21 protein-coding genes are annotated in these 25446 nt (G+C 71.1%); 13 read left to right on the forward strand and 8 right to left on the reverse strand.

Translation table 11 applies throughout. The features are described from left to right. The first annotated feature begins 97 nt into the window (after window positions 1-97). Genes ACFQU3_RS03260 through ACFQU3_RS03270 form a run of 3 tightly spaced genes read left to right on the forward strand, consistent with a single transcriptional unit; the run spans window position 98 to window position 2019 of the window. Complete coding sequence (locus ACFQU3_RS03260; protein WP_385906387.1) at window positions 98-850, forward strand: DUF3710 domain-containing protein; 753 nt, start codon at window positions 98-100, stop codon at window positions 848-850. Between the two features lie 10 nt (window positions 851-860). Then, window positions 861-1292, forward strand: a complete 432-nt coding sequence (locus ACFQU3_RS03265) for an OB-fold nucleic acid binding domain-containing protein (protein ID WP_385906390.1) — start codon at window positions 861-863, stop codon at window positions 1290-1292. Continuing rightward, on the forward strand, window positions 1285-2019 hold the full coding sequence (locus ACFQU3_RS03270) for a DUF3159 domain-containing protein (RefSeq protein WP_385906393.1): 735 nt from the start codon (window positions 1285-1287) through the stop codon (window positions 2017-2019). Before ACFQU3_RS03265 ends, ACFQU3_RS03270 begins: the two co-directional genes overlap by 8 nt. A 24-nt stretch (window positions 2020-2043) precedes the next feature. Here ACFQU3_RS03270 and ACFQU3_RS03275 read toward each other — a convergent pair whose 3' ends face one another. Next, the gene (locus ACFQU3_RS03275) at window positions 2044-2730 is read right to left on the reverse strand and encodes a potassium channel family protein (RefSeq protein ID WP_385906396.1); all 687 of its coding nucleotides are present in this window, start codon (window positions 2728-2730) and stop codon (window positions 2044-2046) included. Between the two features lie 22 nt (window positions 2731-2752). Further along, the gene (locus ACFQU3_RS03280; RefSeq protein ID WP_188032149.1) at window positions 2753-3415 is read right to left on the reverse strand and encodes a TrkA family potassium uptake protein; all 663 of its coding nucleotides are present in this window, start codon (window positions 3413-3415) and stop codon (window positions 2753-2755) included. Window positions 3416-3595: 180 nt separating this feature from the next. Here ACFQU3_RS03280 and ACFQU3_RS03285 point away from each other — a divergent pair, with 180 nt between their 5' ends. From ACFQU3_RS03285 to ACFQU3_RS03320, 8 genes are all read left to right on the forward strand, one after another. Next, window positions 3596-5557, forward strand: coding sequence for an APC family permease (locus ACFQU3_RS03285; RefSeq protein WP_385906617.1), 1962 nt, complete (start codon window positions 3596-3598; stop codon window positions 5555-5557). After that, window positions 5554-6810 carry a class I SAM-dependent RNA methyltransferase gene (locus tag ACFQU3_RS03290; protein WP_385906399.1) on the forward strand — a complete coding sequence of 419 codons (1257 nt, stop codon included), beginning with the start codon at window positions 5554-5556 and terminating at the stop codon, window positions 6808-6810. The genes ACFQU3_RS03285 and ACFQU3_RS03290 overlap by 4 nt, the downstream gene beginning before the upstream one ends. A gap of 136 nt (window positions 6811-6946) precedes the next feature. Further along, on the forward strand, window positions 6947-7417 hold the full coding sequence (locus ACFQU3_RS03295) for an Hcp family type VI secretion system effector (RefSeq protein WP_385906402.1): 471 nt from the start codon (window positions 6947-6949) through the stop codon (window positions 7415-7417). Continuing rightward, window positions 7387-7731: a hypothetical protein gene (locus ACFQU3_RS03300; RefSeq protein WP_385906405.1), complete on the forward strand. Its 345-nt coding sequence runs from the start codon at window positions 7387-7389 to the stop codon at window positions 7729-7731. Before ACFQU3_RS03295 ends, ACFQU3_RS03300 begins: the two co-directional genes overlap by 31 nt. Before the next feature lie 168 nt (window positions 7732-7899). Beyond that, a complete protein-coding gene (locus tag ACFQU3_RS03305; protein ID WP_385906407.1) occupies window positions 7900-8619 on the forward strand; it encodes a class I SAM-dependent DNA methyltransferase in 720 nt (239 codons plus the stop codon). 161 nt (window positions 8620-8780) lie between these two features. After that, on the forward strand, window positions 8781-11564 hold the full coding sequence (gene acnA / locus ACFQU3_RS03310) for an aconitate hydratase AcnA (RefSeq protein ID WP_385906410.1): 2784 nt from the start codon (window positions 8781-8783) through the stop codon (window positions 11562-11564). Between the two features lie 91 nt (window positions 11565-11655). Next, entirely contained in the window at window positions 11656-12816 is a 1161-nt protein-coding gene (locus ACFQU3_RS03315; RefSeq protein WP_385906413.1) for a C39 family peptidase, read from the forward strand. Window positions 12817-12930: 114 nt separating this feature from the next. Next, window positions 12931-14229, forward strand: coding sequence for a peptidase C39 family protein (locus tag ACFQU3_RS03320; protein WP_385906415.1), 1299 nt, complete (start codon window positions 12931-12933; stop codon window positions 14227-14229). Between the two features lie 12 nt (window positions 14230-14241). On the opposite strand, the gene ACFQU3_RS03325 is transcribed toward ACFQU3_RS03320, so the two are convergent. Continuing rightward, complete coding sequence (locus tag ACFQU3_RS03325) at window positions 14242-15009, reverse strand: VOC family protein (protein ID WP_385906418.1); 768 nt, start codon at window positions 15007-15009, stop codon at window positions 14242-14244. 31 nt (window positions 15010-15040) lie between these two features. Between ACFQU3_RS03325 and ACFQU3_RS03330 the strand changes: the two genes are divergently transcribed. Both ACFQU3_RS03330 and dxs read left to right on the forward strand, forming a co-directional pair. Next, entirely contained in the window at window positions 15041-15433 is a 393-nt protein-coding gene (locus ACFQU3_RS03330) for a hypothetical protein (RefSeq protein ID WP_385906421.1), read from the forward strand. A 148-nt stretch (window positions 15434-15581) separates the two neighbouring features. Further along, on the forward strand, window positions 15582-17450 hold the full coding sequence (dxs, locus tag ACFQU3_RS03335; protein ID WP_385906424.1) for a 1-deoxy-D-xylulose-5-phosphate synthase: 1869 nt from the start codon (window positions 15582-15584) through the stop codon (window positions 17448-17450). 34 nt (window positions 17451-17484) lie between these two features. Here dxs and ACFQU3_RS03340 read toward each other — a convergent pair whose 3' ends face one another. From ACFQU3_RS03340 to ACFQU3_RS03360, 5 genes are all read right to left on the reverse strand, one after another. Then, entirely contained in the window at window positions 17485-19380 is a 1896-nt protein-coding gene (locus tag ACFQU3_RS03340) for a helix-turn-helix domain-containing protein (RefSeq protein ID WP_385906426.1), read from the reverse strand. A 53-nt stretch (window positions 19381-19433) separates the two neighbouring features. Then, the gene (locus ACFQU3_RS03345) at window positions 19434-20255 is read right to left on the reverse strand and encodes a 3-hydroxybutyrate dehydrogenase (protein ID WP_385906429.1); all 822 of its coding nucleotides are present in this window, start codon (window positions 20253-20255) and stop codon (window positions 19434-19436) included. A gap of 108 nt (window positions 20256-20363) precedes the next feature. Further along, window positions 20364-21893, reverse strand: coding sequence for a helix-turn-helix domain-containing protein (locus ACFQU3_RS03350; protein ID WP_385906432.1), 1530 nt, complete (start codon window positions 21891-21893; stop codon window positions 20364-20366). A 48-nt stretch (window positions 21894-21941) separates the two neighbouring features. After that, entirely contained in the window at window positions 21942-24071 is a 2130-nt protein-coding gene (locus ACFQU3_RS03355) for a 3-hydroxyacyl-CoA dehydrogenase NAD-binding domain-containing protein (protein ID WP_385906435.1), read from the reverse strand. Further along, window positions 24068-25309, reverse strand: a complete 1242-nt coding sequence (locus ACFQU3_RS03360; RefSeq protein ID WP_385906438.1) for a thiolase family protein — start codon at window positions 25307-25309, stop codon at window positions 24068-24070. The genes ACFQU3_RS03355 and ACFQU3_RS03360 overlap by 4 nt, the downstream gene beginning before the upstream one ends. Between the last annotated feature and the right edge of the window lie 137 nt (window positions 25310-25446).

Here is a 25446-nt window from a genome sequence, read left to right on the forward strand (position 1 = left end):
ATACGGTTCGCCGGGCGCTGCGTCAGCGCCGTGACGACCACCTCTCCGGAGGGCACGACGCCCGCCGGACAGCAGGACTCAGAAGGACGGAAACGACGTGGGACTCTTCAGCCGGGGCAAGTCGAAGGACCGCCCGGACACCGAGGCCGTGGACACGGACCTTGCCGACGACCTCGACGAGGCCGCGGACGTCGACGGTGCCGACCCCGACGGTGCGCGCATCGACGGCACGACCGGTCCGCTCGACCGCTCACAGGTCGACGACGACAGCGACTACCTCAACCTCGGCGCCATCTGGCTCAAGGGCCAACAGGGCATGGAGCTGCGGCTCGAGATCAACGAGCAGGAGCAGCAGATCACCGGCGTCACGGCCGTGATCGGCGAGTCCGCCGTCCAGCTGCAGGCCTTCGCCGCGCCGCGCACCGAGGGTGTCTGGATCGACATCCGCAACGAGATCGCCGCGAGCATCGTCGACGCCGGTGGCACCGCCGAGGTGCTCACGGGGGAGTTCGGCGAGGAGCTGCTGACGCGGATGCCGCAGTCCGGGCCCGAGGGCCGCACCGTGTTCATGCCGGCGCGCTTCGTGGGCGTCGACGGTCCCCGCTGGTTCCTCCGCGCCGTGGTCTCCGGCCGGGCCGCCATCGAGCCCGCAGCTGCGGACGCCGTCCACGAGGTCATCCGCACGACGGTCATCGACCGCGGTGCCGAGGCGATGCCCCCGCGCGAGCTGCTCCCGCTGCGCCTGCCCGACGCCGAGGGCGCCGCACAGGCAGAGGACGACGAGACCGGCGCGACCGCCGAGGACCTCAAGCCCTTCGAGCGTGGTCCCGAGATCACCGAGGTCCGATGATGGTCAGCCCGTGCTCCCCCGTGCCGTGCCCTCCGGGGGCGTCCTCGTGAGCACGGGCAGCCCCAGCGCCCTGCGCCGCCTCACCGAGCGACTGACGCGCTCGTCGCACGAGCTCGAGGCGGCCGAGCTGCGCCAGGAGTCCTCGGACCTCGACGGCGTCGTCCACATCAGCGACGCCCGCCCGCGCACGCGCGTGACGGTCTGCGGCGAGATCCGCTCCGTGACACTGCGTCCCCGGGAGGAGACCCCGGCGCTCGATGTCGAGCTGTGGGACGGCACCGAGTCGCTCCACCTGGTCTGGCTGGGCCGGCGGCGGATCGCCGGCATCGTGCCCGGCATCAAGATCCAGGCCACGGGCCGCATCACGGCACGCCGGAAGGTCCTGACGATGTTCAACCCGGCCTACGAGATCATCGGCCGGGCCGGACAGTCCCATGGCTGAGGCGGATCGGGACGCGGCCGTGCCGGGGGCAGGCACCGGGCAGGGCGACCGGGTCGCCCGTTCCGAGGCCGACCTTCGCCGCTACGAGACGGTGGAGGAGCTGCTGCGCGACAAGCTGTCCGAGGCCATCGGCGGCTGGCGGGGTGCGGCGGAGTCGGCCGTGCCGACCCTCGCGTTCGCGCTCACGTGGTCACGCAGCCAGGACCTGAAGCTCGCCCTCGTCGTGGCGGGCGCGTGCGTCGCGATCCTGTTGCTCGTCCGACTCGTCCAGCGCCAGGACCCACGCTTCATCGCGTATGCCGCTGTGGGAGTGGGCATCTCGGCGTTGTTCGCGCTCCGATCGGGACGTGCCGAGGACGCCTTCCTGCCCGGAATGCTCCAGAACGCAGGCTTGCTCGTGCTGCTGCTGGTGACCAACCTGACCCGGTGGCCGATCTTCGGCTTCGTGGTCGGGGTCGCGGAGCCCGAGGCGTTCGCGGAGGATCCGACGTGGTGGCGCCGGCACGCCGGCATCGTCACCGTCGCGGCCCGGCTCGCGTGGGTGCTCATCGCGCTCAACGTCGTGCGGCTCTCGATCATGGTCCCGCTGTACCTCGCCGAGCAGGTCGCGGCGCTCGGCGTCGCCAAGGTCGTCCTCGGTTGGCCCGCCTACCTGCTCGCGGTCACCGCGATGGGCGCGATCCTGCTGCGCGGCCGCACCCCGATCGACCCGTCCCGCGCCGCCTGAGTCCTGCACGGGACCAGGCGGAGGTCAGGCGATCTCGTCGGTGCGGTGGCGCTGGTCCGGGGCCACGAGGTCCTGAAGGTGGCTCTCCTGCTCCGACGTCGTGATGAAGAGGAGCTCGTCCCCCGCCTCGATCGCGTCGTCCGGTGTCGGCGCGAGGGGCCGCTCCTCGCGGATGATCGCGACGAGCACGGTGTCCGAAGGCCAGTCGACGTCGCCGACGCGCCGCCCGGCGAACGGGCTGCCCTCAGGCAGGGTGATCTCGACCATCGAGGCGCGCCCCTGCTGGAACTCGAAGATGCGCACGAGGTCGCCGATGCTGACGGCCTCCTCGATGAGCGCGGTCATGAGGCGCGGTGTCGAGACCGCGACGTCGACGCCCCACGACTCGTCGAACATCCACTCGTTCTTGGGGTTGTTGACGCGGGCGACGGTGCGCGGCACGCCGAACTCCGTCTTGGCGAGCAGGGACAGGACGAGGTTGGCCTTGTCGTCGCCCGTGGCGGCGACGCACACGTCGGACTCCTCGAGCCGCGCCTCCTCGAGGGCGGCGAGCTCGCAGGCGTCGGCGAGCAGCCACGACGCCTCGGGGACCCGTGAGGCCTGGACGTCGTCGGCGTCCTTGTCGATGAGCAGGACCTGGTGGCCGTTGCCGAGCAGCTCTCGGGCGATGGAGCGGCCGACGCTTCCGGCTCCGGCGATGACGACGCGCATGGGGATTCTTCTCCTGTGCCGGTCAGTGGGCGGCCGGGGCCTGGTCGCAGAGGCGCTCGACGCGGGCGAGGTCGTCGCGGGGGGCGGCGACGTGCACGAGGTCACCCTGCTGGACGACCATGTCGGGCCGGGGGAGCGTGCCCTCGCCGAGGCGGGTCACGTAGGCGACCCGCGCACCGGTCTGCTCCTCGACCAGGGTGAGCGGCTTGCCGACCCATCCGTCGGCGAGGGGCACCTCGGCGATGACGATCTTGCCGCTCGGGTCGGTGAGCTCGGGCACGGCACCCTGGGGCAGCAGCCGTTGGATCATCTGGTCCGACGTCCAGCGCACCGTCGCGACGGTCGGGATGCCGAGCCGTTGGTAGACCATCGCGCGCTGCGGGTCGTAGATGCGCGCGGCGACGTGCTCGACGCCGAAGGTCTCGCGCGCCACGCGGGCTGCGAGGATGTTGGAGTTGTCACCGCTGCTGACGGCCGCGAACGCGTAGGCGTCGCGGATGCCGGCAGCGATGAGCGTGTCACGGTCGAACCCGATGCCGGTCACGGTCTGACCCTCGAAGGACGTGCCGAGGCGACGGAACGCGGACGCGTCGGCGTCGATGATCGCGACGTCGTGACCGCTGCGGCCCAGGGTGCGGGCGAGGGTCGACCCGACTCGGCCGCATCCCATGATGACGAAGTGCACGGACGCGACGCTACACCGTTCGGGCAGGCCCCACCGGGCGGGCCGCGCACGTCGTCGGGACCTGAGACCACGGGTCGGACGCCGCCCCGGAGTGGGTCGGTGCGGCCCGTCGATCCGTCATACAGTGTCGTCGTGCCAGGTACCGGTTCGCTGTTCAAGCGCCTCCTCCTCGGTCGCGCGATGCGCAGCGACAAGCTCGGCGAGACGCTCCTGCCCAAGCGGCTTGCGCTCCCGATCTTCGCGAGTGACGCGCTCTCGTCCGTGGCGTACGCGCCCGACGAGATCCTGCTCATGCTCGGCCTCGCCGGCGGCGCCTTCGTCACGACGCACAGCTGGCAGGTCACGATCGCCGTCGTGGTCGTCATGGTGGTCGTCGTCGCCTCCTACCGCCAGAACGTGCATGCCTACCCCTCGGGTGGCGGCGACTACGAGGTGGCCACGGTCAACCTCGGCCCGCGGGCCGGACTGACCGTCGCGAGCTCACTGCTGGTCGACTACGTCCTCACCGTCGCGGTCTCGATCTCCTCGGGCGTGCAGAACGCCTCCACCGTCCTCGACTTCGTGCGCGGGCACGAGGTCGTCGTGGCGGTGGGGCTCATCGCCTTCCTCACCGCGATGAACCTGCGCGGGGTCCGCGAGTCGGGCAAGGCGTTCGCGGTGCCGGTGTACGCCTTCATGCTCGCCATCATCGGCATGGGCATCTACGGCTTCATCCAGCACTTCTCCGGCACGCTCACCCCGGCCGAGAGCGCCTCGCTGACCCTCGAGCCCGAGGAGGGTCAGGCCCTCACCGGGATCGCCGCCGCGTTCCTGCTGCTGCGCGCCTTCTCGTCGGGCTGCGCGGCGCTGACCGGCGTCGAGGCGATCTCCAACGGCGTGCCGGCCTTCAAGAAGCCGAAGAGCGCCAACGCCGCCGCCACCCTGCTGCTCATGGGCACGCTCTCGATCGTCATGCTCGGGTCGATCATCGCGCTGAGCCAGTGGACCGGTGTCAAGATCGCCGACGACCCCGGGTCCCAGCTGCTGCGCGACGGCCAGCCCGTCGGCGACTCCTACGTGCAGCACACTGCCATCGGGCAGCTGGCCGAATCGGTGTTCGCGAACTTCCACCTAGGCGTCATCTTCGTCTCCATCGTCACGGGCCTGATCCTCGTCCTCGCCGCCAACACCGCCTTCAACGGCTTCCCGGTGCTCGGCTCGATCCTCGCGCGCGACGGCTACCTGCCTCGCCAGATGCACACCCGCGGCGACCGGCTCGCCTTCAGCAACGGCATCCTCATCCTCGCCGGCTCGGCCATGCTCCTCGTCGTCGTGTTCAAGGCCGAGGTCACCGCGCTGATCCAGCTCTACATCGTAGGGGTGTTCGTCTCCTTCACCACCTCCCAGATCGGCATGGTCAGGCACTGGACGCGTCACCTGAGGCTCGAACGCAACGCCAAGGAGCGGGCACGGATGCAGCGTTCGAGGATCATCAACGCGGTGGGAGCCGCGATGTCGGGGACCGTGCTCGTCGTCGTCCTGCTGACGAAGTTCCAGGCCGGCGCCAAGTACGCCATCCTCGCGATGGCCGTGCTGTTCTTCCTCATGCTCGGCATCAAGAAGCACTACGCGCGCGTACGCAACGAGCTCGCCATCGACTGGGACCTGGAGAAGCCGGTGCTGCCGAGCCACGTGCACGCCATCGTCTGCATCTCGAAGGTGCACAAGCCGACGATGCGGGCGCTCGCGTACGCCCGGGCGAGCAGACCCACCTATCTCGAGGCCGTCACGGTGGACGTCGACCACGACGAGACGCAGGCGCTGCTCCTCGAGTGGGACCGGCACGACATACCGGTGCCGCTCAAGGTGCTCGCATCGCCGTACCGCCAGATCACGAGGCCGATCCTCGACTACGTCCGGTCGATCCGCTCGGGCAACCCGCGTGACATCGTCACGGTCTATCTCCCCGAGTACATCCTCGGGAAGTGGTGGGAACAGGTGCTGCACAACCAGAGCGCCCTGCGCCTCAAGGCGCGCCTGCTCTTCACGCCGGGAGTCATGGTCGTGAGCGTGCCGTGGCAGCTCGCGTCGTCCGAGGGCGCCGAGCGTGACTGGATCGACGAGCCTCCCATCCCGGGTTCGGTGCGCGGCGGAGCGCTGTGACCGCTCGTCGAACCCGCGAGCGTGCCGAGGGCGGCGAGTCGCTCGTGGGCAGCGAGTGGACGGTCGAGGTCGGACCGGTCGCCCACGGCGGCCACTGCGTCGCCCGGCACGAGGGCCAGGTCGTCTTCGTGCGCCACACGTTGCCCGGCGAGCACGTCGTCGCCCGCGTCACCGAGGGTCGCGTGGGTGACAAGTTCGTCCGTGCCGATGCCGTCGAGGTGCTCAGGGCCGTGCCCGGACGCGTCGAGGCTCCGTGCCCGTACGCCGCCCCCGGCCGGTGTGGCGGCTGCGACTTCCAGCATGCATCGCTCGACACCCAGCGCAGGCTCAAGGCCGACGTCGTCCGTGAGCAGTTCACCCGGCTCGCGGGGCTCGACGTCGACGTGGAGGTGCGCCCGGTCCCCGGTGACGAGGCCGGTCTGCGCTGGCGCACGCGTGTGGAGTTCGCCGTCGACGAGGCCGGTCACGCCGGTCTGCGCAAGCACCGCTCGCGCGACGTCGTGCCCCTCGACGACTGCCTCATCGCGACCCGCGGCATCATCGACTCCGGGGTGCTCGACACCGAGTGGCCCGACGTCGAGTCGGTCGACGTCGTCGACGCGGCGCATCCCGACGACCCCGTGCTCGTGGCCCTCCCGGCGCCGGAGAAGGCAGACGGGTCCGCGGGACTCGTGGGCGAGCACGTCCGCGACGGGGACTGGCAGGGCGAGTACGTCGTTGCGGCGCGCGGCTTCTGGCAGGTGCATCCCGGCGCAGCGTCGACGCTCCTGGGCCGGGTCGTGGCCCTGCTCGGCGCCTCGTCCGGCGACAGGGTGGTCGACCTGTACGCCGGGTCGGGCCTGTTCACCATGCGCCTCGGCGAGCTCGTCGCACCGGACGGCTTCGTGCTCGGCGTCGAGGGCGACCGTCGTGCGGTCGACAACGGCGCCACCAACACCGAGCACCTCGACAACGTCGAGTGGCGTGCCAACCGCGTCGACCGTGAGCTGCGCTCGCTCGTCTCCCAGGGCGTCACGGCCGATCTCGCGGTCCTCGACCCGCCCAGGACCGGTGCGGGCAAGGAGGTCATGGCGCTGCTCGGGCAGCTCGGGCCCCGCCGGGTCGTCTACGTCGCGTGCGACCCGTCGGCGCTGGCGCGCGACGTGCGGGCTGCAGCCGACCAGGGCTACGTCCTGTCCTCGCTCGAGGCGTACGACGCGTTCCCGATGACGCACCACGTCGAGTGCATCGCCGTGCTCGAGCCCGACGACTGACCGAGCGACGAGATGTCGAGGCTTCCGCCTGGCCCTGACGGGCGCGGAGGTGACGGACGGGGTGGCCTGAAAGGCTCTTATGAGCCGACTGCCCCGGTGCTAGCGTCGAAGCACCGCTCTGCATAGGGGAGGCGACATGGATGCGTTCATGAAGGTCGACGGCATAGACGGCGGCAGCCAGAGCAAGGACCACAAGGGATCCGTCGACATCCTGTCGTGGAACTGGGGTGTCACGACCCAGACGAGCGGCAGCGCCGGGAGTGGCGGAACCATCGGTCGGCCACGCGCTCACGAGCTGCGGGTCGTCCACCTGTACGACCTGGCCTCACCCGAGCTCGCCTCGCGCGCCGTGACCGGCAAGCACCTCAAGGAGGCGACGCTCACGGTCGCCCGGTCCGGTGCGTCGAAGGACTTCCTCACAGTGACGATGAAGGACGTCGTCGTCACGGAGGTCCTGGCCTCGGGCGACGAGGACGACGTCAGCGAGGAGGTCGCATTCTCGCCGGCGTGGATCAGCTTCGACTACGCCGAGCCCGGGCACGGCGGCGGCGCCGGCGGCCGGACCTCCAGCTTCACGTGGGACATCCGATCGAACAAGATGGGCTGACGAGCGCCCTCGCCCTCGCCCTCGACCGGCTGCGCGCCGGCGACGGGAACGGTGCGGAGCAGGCCCTGGCCGACGCCCCCGACGACGACCCCCGAGTGCTGCACCTGCGCGCCGTCGCCGCCCACCTCGAGCAACGTGCGGGCGACGCCGAGGAGCTCATGGCGCGGGCCGTGTCGCGCACGGCCGACCGGGCGGTCGTGGCCAGCCAGCACAACGACCTCGGCAACATGCCTCTCGAGTCCGGGCGCCCCGCCGCGGCCGTCGAGGCGTACGAGGCGAGCCTCGAGCTCCAGCCGGGGGACGCGCCCACGTGAGCCAACCTGTCGACGGCCCACCGCCTCGGCGGGGACGCCGGCCGTGCCGCCGCAGCGGCGCTGCGCGCCCTCGAGCTCGACCGCGAGGGGCGACTCGCCCGCTCGGTCCTCGCTGCGGCACTCCACGCGCTGTCGAGCGAAGGCCGTGAGCACGAGGCCCGCGAGGTCGTGCGCCGGTGGTCGGAGCTCGACCCGGAGCACCCCGGCGCCCGCCACCGGCTCGCAGCCCTCGGCGGCCTGCCCGCTCCGGACCGGGCGCCCGACGAGTACGTCGAGACGCTCTTCGACGCCGTGGCCAGAGAGTTCGACCCCCACCTCGCCGGTCTGCGCTACCGGGCGCCCGAGCTCGTCGCCGACCGGCTGGCGCAGCTCGTGGGCGAGCCCGGTGGCTCGCTCGCGGTCGTCGACGTCGGGTGCGGCACCGGCTTGGCCGGCGCGCTGCTCCGACCCTGGGCGAGCACCCTCGTCGGGTGCGACCTCTCGCTCGGCATGCTCCGCCGAGCCCAGCGTCGCGGGTGCTACGACGTGCTGCACAAGGCGGAGCTCGGCACGTTCCTCGCGGCGCAGCACACGGCGTACGACGTCGTCGTCAGCGTCGACACGCTCTGCTACCTCGGTGACCTGACGGAGATCACCACGGCCGCCCGCGGAGCGCTGCGGCCCGGTGGCTGGCTCCTGGCCACCGTCGAGGAGCTCGACGGCACGAGGGGAGAGCCGTGGCGTCTCACGACCTCGGGCCGGTATGCGCACGCCGAGGGGCACCTGCGCGACATCACCGCGGCCGCAGGACTCGTCGACGTCCGGGTGGGCCGCGTGCACCTCCGGCTCGAGGCGGGCCTGCCCGTCGAGGGGTTGCTCTGGTCCGCTCGGCGCCCGCTCGACGGGTGACCGCGCACCGGTGCCCACGGGGAGACAGCCGGCCGCGTCCGGGGAAAGATGGCCGGGTAGGGGTGGACTGACAAGGACCGACGCGTGTGGTTAGATATATCTTGACGTCAAGATAAATCGAGCACTGCGACATCCAACAACGTTGCTGGAAGGAGCCCGCTGTGGGCAGCATCGACAGCTTCAAGGCGAAGGGGACCCTCGAGGTCTCCGGCCAGTCCTACGAGATCTACCGACTCGCCGGAGTCGAGGGGCAGGAGACCCTGCCGTACAGCCTCAAGGTGCTCCTCGAGAACCTCCTGCGCACCGAGGACGGCGCCAACATCACGGCCGACCACATCCGCGCGGTCGGCTCGTGGGACGAGAACGCGCAGCCCGACACCGAGATCCAGTTCACGCCCGCCCGCGTGATCATGCAGGACTTCACCGGCGTGCCCTGTGTCGTCGACCTCGCCACCATGCGTGAGGCCGTCGCCGACCTCGGCGGCGACCCCGCCAAGATCAACCCGCTGGCCCCGGCCGAGCTCGTCATCGACCACTCGGTCATCATCGACGTCTTCGGCCGCGCCGACGCCTTCGAGCGCAACGTCGAGATCGAGTACCAGCGCAACCGCGAGCGCTACCAGTTCCTGCGTTGGGGCCAGACCGCGTTCGACGACTTCAAGGTCGTCCCGCCGGGCACGGGCATCGTCCACCAGGTCAACATCGAGCACCTCGCGCGCACCGTCATGGTCCGCGAGATCGACGGTGAGCAGGTCGCCTACCCGGACACGTGCGTCGGCACCGACTCGCACACGACGATGGTCAACGGCCTCGGCGTCCTCGGCTGGGGCGTGGGTGGCATCGAGGCCGAGGCGGCCATGCTCGGCCAGCCCGTCTCGATGCTCATCCCGCGCGTCGTCGGCTTCAAGCTCTCCGGAGCGATCCCCACCGCGGCAACGGCCACGGATGTCGTGCTCACGATCACCGAGATGCTGCGCGACCACGGCGTCGTCGGCAAGTTCGTCGAGTTCTACGGCGAGGGTGTCTCGCAGGTGCCGCTCGCCAACCGCGCCACCATCGGCAACATGAGCCCCGAGTTCGGCTCGACGTGTGCGATCTTCCCGATCGACGACGTCACGCTCGAGTACCTGCGCCTCACGGGCCGCTCCGACGAGAGCGTCGCTCTCGTCGAGGCCTACGCCAAGGAGCAGGGCATGTGGCTCAAGGCCGGTCCCGACCAGCCGGAGGCCCGCTACAGCGAGTACATCGAGCTCGACCTGTCGACGGTCGTCCCCTCGATCGCCGGGCCGAAGCGCCCGCAGGACCGCATCGCCCTGGTCGACGCCAAGGACGCCTTCCGCAAGGTGCTGCCGACCTACGTCGCGCATGACGAGGGCGACCCCGGCTCGGCCCAGTCGTTCCCCGCGAGCGACCCGGGCGAGGACAACGGCGGCGACAAGCCGCACGACGGCAAGGCCAACGGCCGTCCGTCGAAGAAGGTCGCGGTCAAGGACGCCGAGGGCCGCGAGTTCGAGATCGACCACGGCATCGTCTCGATCGCCTCGATCACGAGCTGCACCAACACGTCCAACCCCTCGGTCATGATGGCCGCGGCCATGCTCGCGAAGAACGCCGTCGAGAAGGGCCTCACGGTCGCCCCGTGGGTCAAGACGTCGATGGCCCCCGGCTCCAAGGTTGTCACGGGCTACTACGACAAGGCCGGCATGTGGCCCTACCTGGAGAAGCTGGGCTTCCACCTCGTCGGCTACGGCTGCACGACGTGCATCGGCAACTCCGGCCCGCTCAACGACGAGATCTCCCAGGCGATCAACGACGCCGACCTCGCCGTCACGTCGGTGCTCTCGGGCAACCGCAACTTCGAGGGCCGCATCAACCCAGACGTGAAGATGAACTACCTCGCGAGCCCGCCGCTCGTCATCGCCTACGCTCTCGCCGGCACGATGGACTTCGACTTCGAGTCGCAGCCCCTCGGGCAGGACACCGACGGCAACGACGTGTTCCTCAAGGACATCTGGCCCGCCCCGGCCGACGTCGAGCAGACCATCGCCGGCAGCATCAACCAGCAGATGTTCACCGACGACTACGCGGACGTCTTCGCCGGTGACGAGCGCTGGCAGTCGCTGCCGACCCCCGAGGGTGACACGTTCGCCTGGGACGGCGAGTCGACCTACGTGCGAAAGCCCCCGTACTTCGACGGCATGTCGATGGAGACGACCCCGGTCTCCGACATCGAGGGTGCACGCGTGCTCGCCAAGCTCGGCGACTCCGTGACCACCGACCACATCAGCCCGGCTGGTGCGATCAAGACCGACAGCCCCGCCGGCAAGTACCTCGCCGAGCACGGCATCGAGCGCAAGGACTTCAACTCCTACGGCTCGCGGCGCGGCAACCATGAGGTCATGATCCGCGGGACGTTCGCGAACATCCGCCTGAAGAACCTCCTCCTCGACGGCGTCGAGGGCGGCTTCACGCGCGACTTCACCAAGGGCGGCGAGCAGACGACGATCTACGACGCCGCCCAGAGCTACGCGGCGGCCGGTACGCCGCTCGTCATCCTGTCGGGCAAGGAGTACGGCTCCGGCTCGTCGCGTGACTGGGCCGCCAAGGGCACGAGCCTGCTCGGCGTCAAGGCGGTCATCGCCGAGAGCTACGAGCGCATCCACCGCTCCAACCTCATCGGCATGGGCGTCATCCCGCTGCAGTACCCGACCGGCCAGAACGCCGACTCGCTCGGGCTCGACGGCACCGAGACCTTCTCGGTCACCGGCATCACCGCCCTCAACGAGGGCACGACACCGAAGACCGTCAAGGTCGTGGCGACGAAGGACGGCGGCGAGACCGTGGAGTTCGATGCGGTCGTGCGCATCGACACACCCGGCGAGGCCGACTACTACCGCAACGGCGGCATCCTGCAGTACGTCCTGCGCTCGCTCGTCGCGAGCTGACGCACGCGCCGTCCCGACGGGCCCGGTCGCCGCACCCTGCGGTGGCCGGGCCCTCGCGCGTCCGCGTTCCTCCGGGTGGCATGCTCGTCGCGTGACCGAGCGACATGCCACGCTGACCCTCTGGGAGTCCGGCTTCGACTGGCTGCCCGCGCCTGACCTCTCCTATGCGGACGTTCACGTCCCGGACGCCCCGGCCGTCACCTATGCAGCGCGGGTCTGGGAGTCGCCGGTCGTCGAGCTGGCTTACGCCGCAGTCGAGCTCATCCCCTCATGGAACGCCCGCACGCCGCCCGGCACGTGGCTGCACGTCGAGGGACGGGTGGCGGACGGTGCTGGGTGGACGCCGTGGTTCACCTTCGCGCGCTGGGCCGAGGACGACCCGGCGGGGGAGTCGCCGATCACCCGGACGACGGTGCGCGGCCAACGGCTCGATGCCGGGACGGTCGCCACCGACACGTGGCTCTCCGCACCGGGCAGCGGATTCGACCGGTGGCAGCTGCGGATGACCGCACTGGCGACCCGCACCGGCCCGGCGGTGGACGGCGGCTGGCCCCACGTGTCGCTCGTGGCCGGCGCAGCGTCGCGCTTCACGATCGATGCCACCGAGCCGACGAGCGCTCCCGGCGTCGCGAGCGGACGCGAGGTCGCGGTGCCGCCGCACTCGCAGCGCCTGCACGTCGACACGTTCCCCGAGTGGGACAACGGGGGCCAGTCCTGGTGCTCGCCCACGTCCACGACGATGCTCCTCGAGCACTGGGGCCGTGCGCCCAACGCCGCCGAGGCTGCCTGGGTGGGGCACGGCACCGACCCGCAGGTCGTGCACGGCGTGCGCCGGGTCTTCGACCGCTCCTACCGGGGCGCCGGCAACTGGGCGTTCAACACGGCCTACGCCGCATCACGCGGGCTCCGCGCGTACGTCACCCGCCTGCGTGACCTCACCGAGGCGGAGGCGTTCGTCGCAGCGGGTGTACCGCTCGTCGTGTCGGTCAGCTTCCGTCAGGATGAGCTCGACGGCGCCGGCTACGAGACGGACGGTCACCTGCTGACGGTCGTCGGCTTCACCCACGAAGGTGACGTCGTCTCCAACGACCCGAACTCGCACCGGGTCGCGAGCAACGAGCAGGTGCGCACCGTCTACCGGCGGGACCAGTTCGAGCGTGCGTGGCTCGGATCGAACGGTGGCCTCGCCTACGTCATGCACCCTCGCGACGTCGCGCTGCCCGCCGCGCCGGACGAGCCGAACTGGGCCTGACGCGTCAATTTCCTGCGCGATGAGGGTTCATCGCGAGAAATTCCGGCTGCAGGCCCCCGGCGGGGCAGGAGCGGGTGTTGACTGGCCGCGCGAACCCCTTCCGAAAGGTGTGCCATGCCCAGTCGCTCCGTCGTCTCCGACGTCCCGTTCCAGCCGAGCCGCCGCACGGTGCTCACCAGCGCTGCGGCCGGAGCCGCCCTCACGGGCGCCGGCCTGAGGGGTGCCTCCCGTGCCCATGCCGCCCAGACGAAGAAGGGCGACCCGACGCGCCAGGTCGCCTACGTGTCCTGGGAGGGCGCCGATCTCGTCTTCGGCCCCTTCGACCGGACCGTCGACTACGTCGACCCGCACGGGACGTCGACCGCGCCGGTCAGCTACGACGTCGCCACGTGGACCTCACCGGTCGTCGCCCCCGGCTTCGGGCTCACCGAGCTCGTCGCTTCGTGGAACTCCACGACGCCCGGCGGCTCGTGGGTCGAGATCCGGGTGCGTGGCACGAGCGCCGGCACGACGACGAAGGACTACGTCCTCGGCCGGTGGGCGACCAAGGACCCGGCCGACGGCGGTGGCATCCACCGCACCTCGCTCGCGGGTCAGGGAGACACTGTCGCGACCGTCTTCACCGACACCCTCGCGACCCGCAGCGGCTACACGTTGACGGACTGGCAGCTCGAGGTCCGTCTGATGCGACCGCACGGCACGACCGACGCCCCGACGGTCGACCTCGTCGGGGCGATGGCCTCGGCCCTCCCCGACACGAAGAAGGTGCCGAGGAGCGCCAACGGACCCGCCGGCGGCACCGTGCTCGAGGTCCCGACGTACTCGCAGGAGGTGCACGTCGGGCACTACCCGCAGTGGGACAACGGCGGCGAGGCCTGGTGCTCACCGACCTCGACATCGATGGTCGTCGACTACTGGGGCGCCGGCCCGACCGCTGACGAGACGGCTTGGGTCGACCCGGCCGTCGACGCCCAGGTCGACTTCACGGCACGCAACGTCTTCGACTACACCTACGACGGCGCCGGCAACTGGCCGTTCAACACCGCGTATGCCGCCACGCGGGGCAACCTGCGCGGCTTCGTCACGCGGCTGCGCAGCCTCACCGAGGCCGAGGCCTTCGTCGCCGCGGGCATCCCCCTCGTGGTCTCCGTGTCGTTCAAGAAGGGCGAGCTGACCGGTGCCGGCTATGGCACGAACGGTCACCTCATGGTCGTCGTCGGTTTCACCGAGTCCGGTGACGTCGTCTGCAACGACCCCGCCTCGCACCTGCTGGCCAGCAACGACCAGGTGCGGGTCACCTACGACCGCGAGGAGTTCGAGAACGTGTGGGTGCCCCACAGCGGCGGCATCGTCTACGTCATCCACCCGGCCGACCACGCGCTACCGACGGCACCCGCTCAGGCAAACTGGTAGCCGACGGGCCGCTCAGGAGCGCAGACCCCAGCGCGGGTCGCGGTCGGTGATGCAGTAGAGCGCGCCCGCCGGGTCGCGCAGCACGGTCCAGCCGCCGCCGGGGTCGGCGACGATGACGGCGCCGAGGCCCACGTGCCGGCCCACCTCGGTGGGCCGGTCGTCGCAGGCGAGGTCGAGGTGACCGGACACAGGGGCCGGACCCGGCTCCTCGAGGCGTTGGAGCAGCAGCCGGACGGGGATCGCGTCTGGGCGGGTGAGATGGCGGAACTCCGGGCGGTTCACCGATCGCCGCTGCTGCCACCCCGTGAGCCCGGACCAGAAGGCGCACTCGACCTCGTAGCCGGCGGCGGGGATGTCGAGGCAGACCTGGTCGACGATGCTCTCGTGCTGCTGGGGCCAGCGCGTCGGCGCGGGCCGCTCGACGAGCGGCTCGTCGACGAAGCAGAAGACGAAGCCGCCGGGGGAGCGCAGCACGACGTACCCGTGCTCCGACCGGTGGACCACCTCTGCCCCAAGGCGTTCGGCTCGCGACGTGGAGTCGTCGACCGACGCCACGTGCAGGTCCAGGTGCACCGCGGGCGCCGCGTCGCCGTCGGAGCCGGTGCGCTGCAGCTTCAGGTACGGGTCCCCGTGCGGTGGCAGCAGCGAAGTGAACTCCGCGTCGAGCCCACGAGGGGACGACACGGCATACCCGGTGACCGCGGACCAGAAGCGGGTGCCCGCCTCGTGCGCGTGCGCCGGCAGGTCCAGGAAGGCCGTCACCCAGCTGACCGTCGTCATGGTCGAAGGGTAGGGGAGGCAGACTGGGGCCATGTCCAGACCCACCCCACCGACGCCGACCGGGCACACGCCGCCCGGCTGGCCGCCAGGGGTGCCCCCGGCGCACACGCCGGGCTGGGAGGACCGAGCCGTGCTGTGGCTGCTCGACCAGTGCCCGCCCGACTACCGGTCGTATGCCGGGTGGCGGCGTCACCCCATCGCGCTCGCATGGCTGGCGGGCCGCCACGTCGACGGCCAGGTCGTCGCGATGCGCGAGGCGTGGCGCGAGGCACGGGTCGCGATCGGGCCGCACGTGCCGGCCGAGGCGCTGACCGAGATCCTCGGGCAGATCGAGGCCGAGGGCATCCGGCTGATGGCCGCCTCGCGGTCGGTCCGCCTGCTCCACGAGGCGCTCCAGGGCAAGGTCTTCGCGCCGCGGTTGTGACCCGGTTGCCAGGGCGGTTGTGACGGTGGTGTGACGGTCCTGACAAGGCTTCGCGTGCACGTGTGGGAGGGCCCGGACGTTGACCCGTAGACTCGATCGACCCACCCGAGTCCGAACCACCGACCGACCACCGAGAGGACGACCCAGCGTGGCCCTGCTGGAGACGATCACGAGCCCGGCGGCCCTCAAGGCCCTGCCGGCGACCCAGCTCCCGGCGCTGGCGGAGGAGATCCGCACCTTCCTCGTCACCGAGGTCTCCAAGACCGGCGGCCACCTCGGGCCCAACCTCGGCGTCGTCGAGCTGACGATCGCGCTCCATCGCGTCTTCGACTCGCCCCGCGACACGTTCGTGTTCGACACGGGCCACCAGTCCTACGTGCACAAGCTGCTCACCGGACGCCACGACTTCAGCAAGCTGAAGAAGCAGGGCGGCCTCTCCGGATACCCGAGCCGCGCCGAGTCCGAGCACGACGTCGTCGAGAACTCCCACGCGTCGACCGCCCTGTCATGGGCCGACGGAATCGCCAAGGGCCGCCGCCTGCGCGGCGAGACGGACCGGCACACGGTCGCCGTCATCGGCGACGGCGCCCTCACCGGCGGCATGGCCTGGGAGGCGATCAACAACATCGCCGTCGACAAGACGCTGCCCCTCGTCATCGTCGTCAACGACAACGAGCGTTCCTACGCCCCGACCATCGGCGGCCTCGCAGACCACCTCGCCACGCTGCGCACGACGCGCAGCTACGAGCGCGTCCTCGACTGGGGCAAGCGGTCGCTCGTCAGGACACCCGTCGTCGGCGGCGCGATGTTCGAGACGCTCCACGGCGTCAAGAAGGGCATCAAGGACATCGTCGCTCCGCAGGGCATGTTCGAGGACCTCGGGCTGAAGTACCTCGGTCCCGTCGACGGCCACGACGAGCAGGCGCTCGAGCGCGCCCTGCGCAAGGCCCACGACTTCGGTGGGCCGGTCATCGTCCACGTCATCACCCAGAAGGGCCGCGGGTACCAGCCGGCCATCGACGACGAGGCCGACCAGTTCCACGGCGTCGGCAAGTTCAACCCCGAGACGGGCCTGCCGTTCGAGGTGTCGGGGCGCATCTGGACCGACGAGTTCAACGAGGAGATGGTGGCGTTGGGCGCGGAGCGTCCCGACGTCGTCGCCCTCACCGCGGCCATGCTCATCCCCGTCGGGCTCGACGGTTTCGCCGCCGTCTATCCCGACCGCGTCTTCGACGTCGGCATCGCCGAGCAGCACGCGGTCACGATGGCCTCGGGGCTCGCCTACGCCGGGCTGCACCCGGTCGTCGCCGTCTACGCGACGTTCCTCAACCGTGCGTTCGACCAGCTGCTCATGGACTGCGCCCTGCACCGGGCCGGTGTGACGTTCGTCCTCGACCGCGCCGGCGTGACCGGCAGCGACGGCGCCTCGCACAACGGCATGTGGGACATGACGCTCACCTCGATCGTGCCGGGCCTGCGGCTGGCAGCGCCGCGCGACGGCGAGCAGGTCAGGCTGCAGCTGCGCGAGGCGGTCGAGGTCTCCGACGGCCCGACCGTCATCCGCTTCCCGAAGGGCGACGTCGCCGATCCCCTCATGGCGGTCCGCTCGACGGGCGAGGTCGACGTCCTCTTCGAGAACGCCGGCGACGACGTCGACCTCCTCGTCGTCGGTGTCGGGGCCTTCGCGGGGCTCGCCATCGAGGCCGGCGAGAAGATCGCGGCCCACGGCCGCGACGTCCGGGTGGTCGACCCGCGCTGGGTGCTGCCCGTCAGCGACGACGTCGTGGCGCTCGCCCGGCGCGCTCGCGCCGTCGCCGTCGTCGAGGACAACCTCGTGAGCGGCGGCGTCGGGTCGGCCGTCACCCTGGCCCTGCGCCAGGCCGGGCTCGACGTGCCCGTGCACACGTACGGCATCCCCAAGCAGTTCCTCGACCATGCCTCCCGAGGCCAGATCCTCGAGGCCCTCGGCCTCACCGCCGACCAGGTCGTCGCCGACCTCGAGCCGCGCCTGTCCTGACGGACGGGTCCGCGTACCCGGACGCGGCCTGGCGTCAGCCCGGCGCCTGAAGCGCCCGGAGCCGCAGCGCTATCTGCAGCTCGAGCGCGTGGTCGGGCTGCTGCCACGTCTCGCCGAGCAGGGCGGTGATGCGCTCGAGGCGCTGCGACACGGTGTTGACGTGGACGTGCAGGCTCCCGGCCGCGTGCCGAGGGCTGCCGCCGGCCGCGAAGTACGCCGCCAGCGTGCCGACGAGATCGGTGCCGCGCCGCTCGTCGTAGTCGAGGACGGGGCCGAGCAGCTTGCGGACGTACTCGTGGACGTCGGGGTCGGAGCCGACGATGAGGCCGGCGAATCCGAGCTGGGTGGCGGCGGCCCCCTTGCCCTTGTGCCCCAAGGCGATCAGAGCCCCCACGGTGCGCGAGCCCTCCTCATGCGCCTCGGTGATCGCGTCGACGTCGCTGATGGGGCCGACGCCCGCGACGGTGACGGTCGTCCGTCTGCCGATCAGGGCCGCGGAGGAACGTGCGAGGGAGTCGGCGTCGGTGCCGGGCACGAGCGCGATGACGTCGCCGTCGTGCGACCCGACGAGGGCGGACTCGCCCGTCGCGGCACTGGCCGAGATGAGCAGGGCCCGGTGGCCGCCCGTCTCGTCGCCGCGCAGGACGAGGAGGCAGAACGGCTTCTGCGGGTCGAAGCCGACCGTTCGGGCCAGAGTAAGGCGCTCGTCGCGGGAGCCCCGCGCGCTGACGAGATCGCTGACGAGCCGGTTGCGCGCCGACTGCCGGGCGTCGGCGGCCTGGCGCTCGAAGAGCAGGACGAGCGCGGTGACGACCCCGGCCCGCTCGACCGTGCGCTGCTCCGAGTCGCTCAGGGTGCCGAGCCCTCCGACGTAGATCGTGCCGAGGCGTTCGCGCGCGGCGGTCACCGACACGGCATACACCCCGTCACGCTCGACGAGCCGCCCGGTGCCGAGCCCGGGAAGGGCGTTGAGCTCGGCGAACGGGTCGGGCCCTTCTGCGTCGTGCTCGGGGGCTGGGCCGGCGGCGCTGTGCCGGTGCCCGTTCTCGTCCACGAGCACGGCCCAGCCGCCGAGCAGCTCGCCGAGGGCGTGGGTGATGTCGTCGACGCCGCCGCCGCCGAGCACGAGGGAGGCGAAGCGGTCGTGCGCCGCGGCCGCCTTCTCCACACCCTCGGCGTACTGCCGGACGGTCTCGTGGGCGTCTGAGAGTGCCTCCAGCGCGTTCTCGGCGTCGGCGAGGGCCCGGGTCTGCACGAGGGTCACGGCAGCGAGCGTCGCGAGGTTGCCGAGGAGACCGACCTCCTCGCGCGTGAAGGGCCGCGACGACCGGTTCGCCGCGAAGAGGACGCCGACGAACTCGGACTCGACGATGAGCGGCGTGCCGCAGATCGCGATGATGCCCTCCTCGCCGACCGCACTGTTGATGGCTTCGGTGTGACGGAAGCGCTCGTCGGACCAGTAGTCGGCGGTCCAGTACGGCTTGCGGGTCGAGGCGACGAGGCCGCCCAGGCCGGCGCCGAGGGCGAGCCGCACCGACTGGAAGGCCGCCGAGACCGACCCGTCGGTGGCGCGCATGTACGTGTCGCCGGCCTCCGGGTCGTAGAGGGTCAGGTACGCGAGGTCCGTGCCGACGAGCCGACGGGCGCGGCGCACGATGGCGTCGAGCACGGAGCCTGGGTCGCTCGCGGTGGCGAGCTCACGCGCCGTGTCGAGAAGGGCAGCGAGCCCCGCCTCACGGTGCTGGTGCACCTCGCGCGCGCTCGTGATGCGCAGTGCGAGGTCGCGCGCGTCGGCCGGCGCGTCGGCGGCCGCGATGTCGGCGACCGTCGCATCGGAGGCGAGCAGCTCGAGCAGGTGCATCAGCTGCTCCGCGTGCTGCGTCTGCCCGGTCGTGTCGGCGGGCGACGGCGTCTCGCTGCGGGTGGCCACGGGCAGATCCTAGGCGTGTCGGGGCGGGGCGGGCGGCTCGCAGTGGTCCGCGGTCAGTGCGCTGTCCACCCGCCGTCCATGGAGAAGGACGTGCCGTTGACGGACGCGGACGCCGGACCGCACAGGAAGAGCGTCAGCGCGGCGACCTCGTCCGGCTCGACGAGGCGCCTGACCGCGACCGGCGCGAGCATGACCTTCTCGACGACCTCGGCCTCGGGGATGCCGTGGGTGCGGGCCTGGTCGGTGATCTGCCTCTCGACGAGGGGCGTGCGCACGTAGGCCGGGTTGATGCACGTCGACGTGACGCCGTGCGGACCGCCCTCGAGGGCGACGACCTTCGAAAGCCCCTCGAGGCCGTGCTTGGCCGTGACGTAGGCGGCCTTGAACGCGCTGGCCCGCAGCCCGTGGACGCTCGAGATGTTGACGACGCGGCCCCAGCCCCGGTCGTACATGTGCGGCAGGGACTGGCGGATCAGCCGGAACGGCGACACGAGCATGAGGTCGAGAATGAGGTCGAAGCGCTCGAGCGGGAAGTCCTCGATGGGGCTGACGTGCTGGATGCCGGCGTTGTTGACGAGGATGTCGACGTCGGTCGGCAGGCCGGCGAGCGCGTCGAGGTCGGCGAGGTCGGCCGCGATCGTCGCGACGCCGGCCGACCGGGCGAGGGCGTCGAGTCCCTGCTCGTCCCGGTCGACGGCGTGGACCTTGGCTCCGGCAGCTGCCAGGGCCCGGGCGATGCTCGCGCCGATGCCGCTCGCGGCGCCGGTCACGAGGGCGGTTCGGCCGGTCAGGTCGATGCGGTCGTTGACCACCCACGACCGCCCTGGGTGGGCGCCGCCGGCGTCGTCGCGTGCGTCGTTGCGGGCGTCGGCCATGCGGGAAGACTAGGGAGGCCGAGATGTGGCCCCTGTGTGGTGGCCGAACACAAAACCGGGGATTCCGTGTGGACCGGCCTCACGTCTGGCGTCGGGCCGAACCGTCGCTCAGATGTCGCGGAAGACCTCGATCGTCGCCCCGAGCGCGTTGAGCCGCTCGGCGAGGTCCTCGTAGCCACGGTTGATGACGTAGACGTTGCGCAGCACCGACGTGCCGGGGGCGGCGAGCATCGCGAGGAGCACGACGACGCCCGGCCGCAGCGCCGGTGGACAGACGACCTCGGCGGCGCGCCACCGGGTCGGTCCCTCGACGATGACGCGGTGCGGGTCGAGCAGCTGCACCTTCGCGCCGACCTTCGTCAGCTCGGTCAGGTAGATGGCACGGTTCTCGTAGACCCAGTCGTGGATCATCGTGCTGCCCTCGGCAACGGCTCCGACGAGCGCGAAGAACGGCAGGTTGTCGATGTTGAGGCCGGGGAACGGCATCGGGTGGATCTTGTCGGTCGGCGCCCTGAGCGGGCCCGGGATCGTCGTCAGGTCGACGAGCCGGGTCTTGCCGTTGGCAGACCGGTACTCAGGCGTGAGGTCGTACTTCATCCCCATGCCGTCGAGCGTCGCGAGCTCGATCTCGATGAACTCGATGGGCACGCGACGGATCGTGATGGCGCTGTCCGTGACGACGGCCGCCGCGATGAGGCTCATCGCCTCGATGGGGTCCTCGCTCGGGGAGTACTCGACGTCCATGTCGATCTCCGAGACGCCGTGCACGGTGAGCGTCGTCGTGCCGATGCCCTCGATGCGCACGCCCAGCTTCTCGAGGAAGAAGCAGAGGTCCTGGACCATGTAGTTGGGGCTGGCGTTGCGGATGACCGTCGTCCCGGCGTGGCGCGCGGCGGCCATGAGGACGTTCTCGGTCACGGTGTCGCCGCGCTCGGTGAGCACGATGGCTCGCTCGGGGTTGACCGAGCGGTCCGACCGAGCTTCGTAGAAGCCGTGCGTCGCGGTCACCTCGAGACCGAACGAGCGCAGCGCGCTGAGGTGCGGCTCGACAGTGCGTGTGCCGAGGTCGCAGCCCCCGGCGTAGGGCAGCTGGAAGGACGCGTGCTCGTGGAGCAGCGGGCCGAGGAACATGATGACGGTACGCGTGCGGCGTGCGGCGGCGACGTCGATGTCGGCAAGGTCGAGCCGCGCCGGCGGGACGATCTCGAGGTCGCTGCTGTCGGGCAGCCAGCGGGTGCGCACGCCGATCGACGCGAGCACCTCGAGGATGCGGTTGACCTCCTCGATGCGGGCGAGGTTGCGCAGCGTCGTGCGGCCCCGGTTGAGCAGCGCGGCGCAGAGGAGCGCGACGGCGGCGTTCTTGGACGTCTTGACGTCGATCGAACCGGTGAGCTTCTGGCCCCCGACGATCCGCAGGTGCTGGGGGCCGGAGTGGCCGAGCGAGACGAACTCCGAGTCGAGCGCATCACCGATCTTGGCGAGCATGTCGAGGCTGAGGTTCTGCTTGCCCTGCTCGATGCGGGTCACGGCACCCTGGGAGGTCCCGAGGAGCTCGGCGAGGTCCGACTGGGTCATTCCCTTGTGGCGCCGGGCGTCGCGGATGAGGCTGCCGATGCGGGTCAAGTAGGTCTGAGGCACGACGTCGAGGCTAACTCATATATGAGTTAGGGCAAATCCGGCCCACCGTCAGGCTGGCGCGTTCGCCACCCCGACCGGCAGGAACCGTGACCCCGTGACCCGCTCGGCGACGCCCGTCCGGTCGAGGAGCGGCGTGATGCCGCCGTTCCAGAACTGGAAGCCGGCCCCCGTGATCATCGCGAGGTCGATGTCCATCGGCGCCTGCGCGACACCCTCGTCGAGCATGCGGCGGGCTTCGTCGGCGAGCACGGCGAGCACACGCTCGCGCACCTGGGCGAGGTCGAGCACGACGGGCTCGGCGGGCTTCTCGATGAGCTCGGCGACCTCGGGGCCGAGGACCGGGCGACCGGACGACAGGTCGTAGAAGCCCCGCTTGCCGGCGGCGACGATCCGCTGGAGCGTCGGTGAGGCGTAGAACCGGTCGGGGAACGCGCGCACGAGCGTCTCGCCGTTGTGCAGGGCGATCGCCGGGCCGACGAGGCCGATGAGGACGAACGGCGGCATCGGGGCGAGACCGGCGAACGCGCGGTCCACGACCTCGATCGGGGTGCCCTCGTCGAGGACCTTCGCCGCCTCGCCCATGAAGCGGCCGAGGAGACGGTTGACGATGAAGGACGGCCGGTCCGCCGCGCGGACGCACGTCTTCCTCAGGTCCTTGCCCACGGCGAAAGCCGTTGCGAGAGTGGCGTCGTCGGTGCGCTCGCCCGGGATGATCTCGAGCAGGGGCATGACGGCGACCGGGTTGAAGAAGTGGAAGCCGACGACGCGCTCGGGGTGCTCGAGGCGGCTCGCCATCTCGGCGATCGACAGGCTCGAGGTGTTGGTGGCGAGCACGCACTCGGCCGAGACGACGGCCTCGACCTCGGCGAACACCTGCTGCTTGACCGACATCTCCTCGAAGACGGCCTCGATGACGAAGTCGGCGTCGGCGAAGCCGTCCTTGCTCGTCGACCCGGTCACGAGCGCCTTGTAGCGGTTGAGCTTGTCGGGGTTCAGCCGGCCCTTCCCGGCGAGCTTGTCGAGCTCGGCGTGGACGTAGCCGACGCCCTTGGCAACGCGATCGTCGTCGATGTCGGTGAGCACGACCGGCACCTGGAGACGCTGGAGGAACAGCAGCGCGAGCTGGCTGGCCATGAGCCCGGCACCGACGATCCCGACCTTGGTGACCGGGCGGGCGAGGCTCTTGTCGGGGGCGCCGGCCGGGCGCTTGGCGCGCTTCTGCACGAGGTCGAAGGCGTAGAGGCCTGCGCGCAGCTCGTCGCTCATGAGCAGGTCGGCGAGCACCTCGTCCTCGGCCGCGAAGCCCTGCTCGCGCGTCGCGGTGCGCGCGCCGGCGATGAGGTCCAGGGCGGCATACGGGCTCTTGGCCTGGCGACCGGTCTTGACATCGGCCACGCTCCTGGCCCTGGCGACCGCGGCGTTCCACGCCGCCTCGTCGCGGTCGACCTCCGGCCGCTCGACGGTGACCTCGCCCGAGAGGACACGGGCGGCCCAGGCGACGGACTCCTCGAGGAAGTCGGCCGGCTCGAAGAGCGCGTCGGCCAGGCCCAGGCGGTACGCGTCGACCCCCTTGAGCATCCTGTTCTGGCTCAGCGGGTTGTCGAGGATGACCGTGAGCGCCTTCTCGATGCCGACGAGGTTCGGCAGCAGCCAGCAGCCGCCCCAGCCGGGCACGAGCCCGAGGAAGACCTCGGGCAGGGCGACGGCGGGCACACCCGCGCTCATCGTGCGGTAGGTGGCCGACAGCGCGAGCTCGACCCCGCCGCCCATGGCGGCGCCGTTGACGAACGCGAACGTCGGGACCGGCAGGTCGGAGAAGGCGGCGTACGCCGCGTGGCCGGCCCGAGCGATCTCGATCGCCTGGTCTCGCGACCCGATGAACGGCACACCCGTCAGGTCCGCGCCCACAGCGAAGACGAAAGGCTTGCCGGTCACGGCGACGGCCTGGATCGCGCCGGCCTCGACGCGCTCACGCAGCCGGGCGACGGTCTCGGCCAGCCCGGCGATGGACTGCGGCCCGAACGTGTTGGGCTTCGTGTGGTCGAAGCCGTTGTCGAGCGTGATGAGCGCGAGCGTGCCGGCACCGTCCGGCAGCGCGACGTCGCGCACCGGCGTCCGTGTCACGACCTCACTGGCGAAGGCGGTTGCGGCGGTGGGCTTCTCAGTCGTGAGGGTCACGCGACGGCCTCCTTGTCGTTCGTGCTGGTCGTCGAGGACACGTAGGCCTCGTGGTGCGGGTTCTCCCAGATGACGGCGCCACCCATGCCGATGCCGATGCACATCGCGGTGAGGCCGTAACGGACCTCAGGGTGGTCTTCGAACTGCCGCGAGAGCTGGGTCATGAGGCGCACGCCGGAGCTCGCGAGGGGGTGACCGGTGGCGATGGCGCCGCCGTACTCGTTGACGCGCGGGTCGTCGTCGGCGATGCCGAAGTGGTCGAGGAACGCGAGCACCTGGACGGCGAACGCCTCGTTGAGCTCGAAGAGCCCGATGTCCTCGATGGTGAGGCCCGCCTTGGCGAGGGCCTTCTCGGTCGCCGGGACGGGGCCGACTCCCATCACCTCGGGCTCGACGCCGACGAAGGAGTACGACACGAGGCGCATCCGCACAGGCAGGCCCAGGTCGGTCGCGGCCTGCTCGGAGGCGAGCAGGCACGCGGTGGCGCCGTCGTTGAGCCCGGCGGCGTTGCCCGCCGTGACGTTGCCGTGGGCACGGAAAGGGGTCTTGAGCTGACCGAGGTCTTCGAGGGTGGTGCCGGGCCGCGGCGGCTCGTCGGCCGTCGCGATGCCCCAGCCCTGCTCGACGTGGCGGGTCGCGACGGTGACGAGGTCGCGCTGGATCTTGCCCTCCGCGTACGCCGCAGCGAGCTTGTCCTGGCTGCCGACCGCGAAGGCGTCGGAGCGCTCCTTGGTCAGGGTCGGGAAGCGGTCGTGGAGGTTCTCGGCGGTCTTGCCCATGACGAGCGCATCGGGGTCGACGACCTTCTCGGCGACGATGCGCGGGTTGGGGTCGACGCCCTCGCCCATCGGGTGCCGCCCCATGTGCTCGACGCCGCCGGCGATGGCGACGTCGTAGGCGCCGAAGGCGATCGAGCTGGCGGTGTTGGTGACCGCGGTCATGGCACCGGCGCACATGCGGTCGACGGAGTAGCCCGGGGTCGTGTCGGGCAGGCCCGAGAGGAGAGCCGCCGTGCGCCCGAGGGTCAGTCCCTGGTCGCCGATCTGCGTCGTGGCCGCGATGGCGACCTCCTCGACGCGCTCCTTGGGCAGACCCGGGTTGCGGTGAAGCAGCTCACGGATGCACCGGATGACGAGGTCGTCGGCCCGGGTCTGGGCGTACATGCCCTTGTCGCCCGCCTTGCCGAAGGGCGTTCGGACGCCGTCGACGAAGACGACCTCGGTGAGTGCGCGGGGCACGGTGCCTCCCAGGTGGATCGAGGATGATCGGGGAGTCGCGTCCGGTGGAAGGAGTGCGACCGCTCTCGATACTACTTCCCGGTAACTTCCGCGCCAACGACCCCTCGGGTGACCATCCTCACCCGGACGGACCCACG

Origin of the sequence: Terrabacter sp. GCM10028922 (assembly GCF_042666095.1) — a bacterium.
Classification (GTDB): Bacteria; Actinomycetota; Actinomycetes; order Actinomycetales; family Dermatophilaceae; genus Terrabacter.

What these genes read in the sequence shown, in the direction of transcription:
- ACFQU3_RS03285 (WP_385906617.1), top strand. Translation starts at nt 3,596, where the DNA reads ATGCGCAGCGACAAGCTCGGCGAGACGCTCCTGCCCAAGCGGCTTGCG.
- ACFQU3_RS03330 (WP_385906421.1), top strand. Translation starts at nt 15,041, where the DNA reads ATGTCCAGACCCACCCCACCGACGCCGACCGGGCACACGCCGCCCGGC.
- ACFQU3_RS03275 (WP_385906396.1), bottom strand. Translation starts at nt 2,730, where the DNA reads ATGCGCGTCGTCATCGCCGGAGCCGGAAGCGTCGGCCGCTCCATCGCC.
- ACFQU3_RS03320 (WP_385906415.1), top strand. Translation starts at nt 12,931, where the DNA reads ATGCCCAGTCGCTCCGTCGTCTCCGACGTCCCGTTCCAGCCGAGCCGC.
- ACFQU3_RS03345 (WP_385906429.1), bottom strand. Translation starts at nt 20,255, where the DNA reads ATGGCCGACGCCCGCAACGACGCACGCGACGACGCCGGCGGCGCCCAC.
- ACFQU3_RS03325 (WP_385906418.1), bottom strand. Translation starts at nt 15,009, where the DNA reads ATGACGACGGTCAGCTGGGTGACGGCCTTCCTGGACCTGCCGGCGCAC.
- ACFQU3_RS03270 (WP_385906393.1), top strand. Translation starts at nt 1,285, where the DNA reads ATGGCTGAGGCGGATCGGGACGCGGCCGTGCCGGGGGCAGGCACCGGG.
- ACFQU3_RS03295 (WP_385906402.1), top strand. Translation starts at nt 6,947, where the DNA reads ATGGATGCGTTCATGAAGGTCGACGGCATAGACGGCGGCAGCCAGAGC.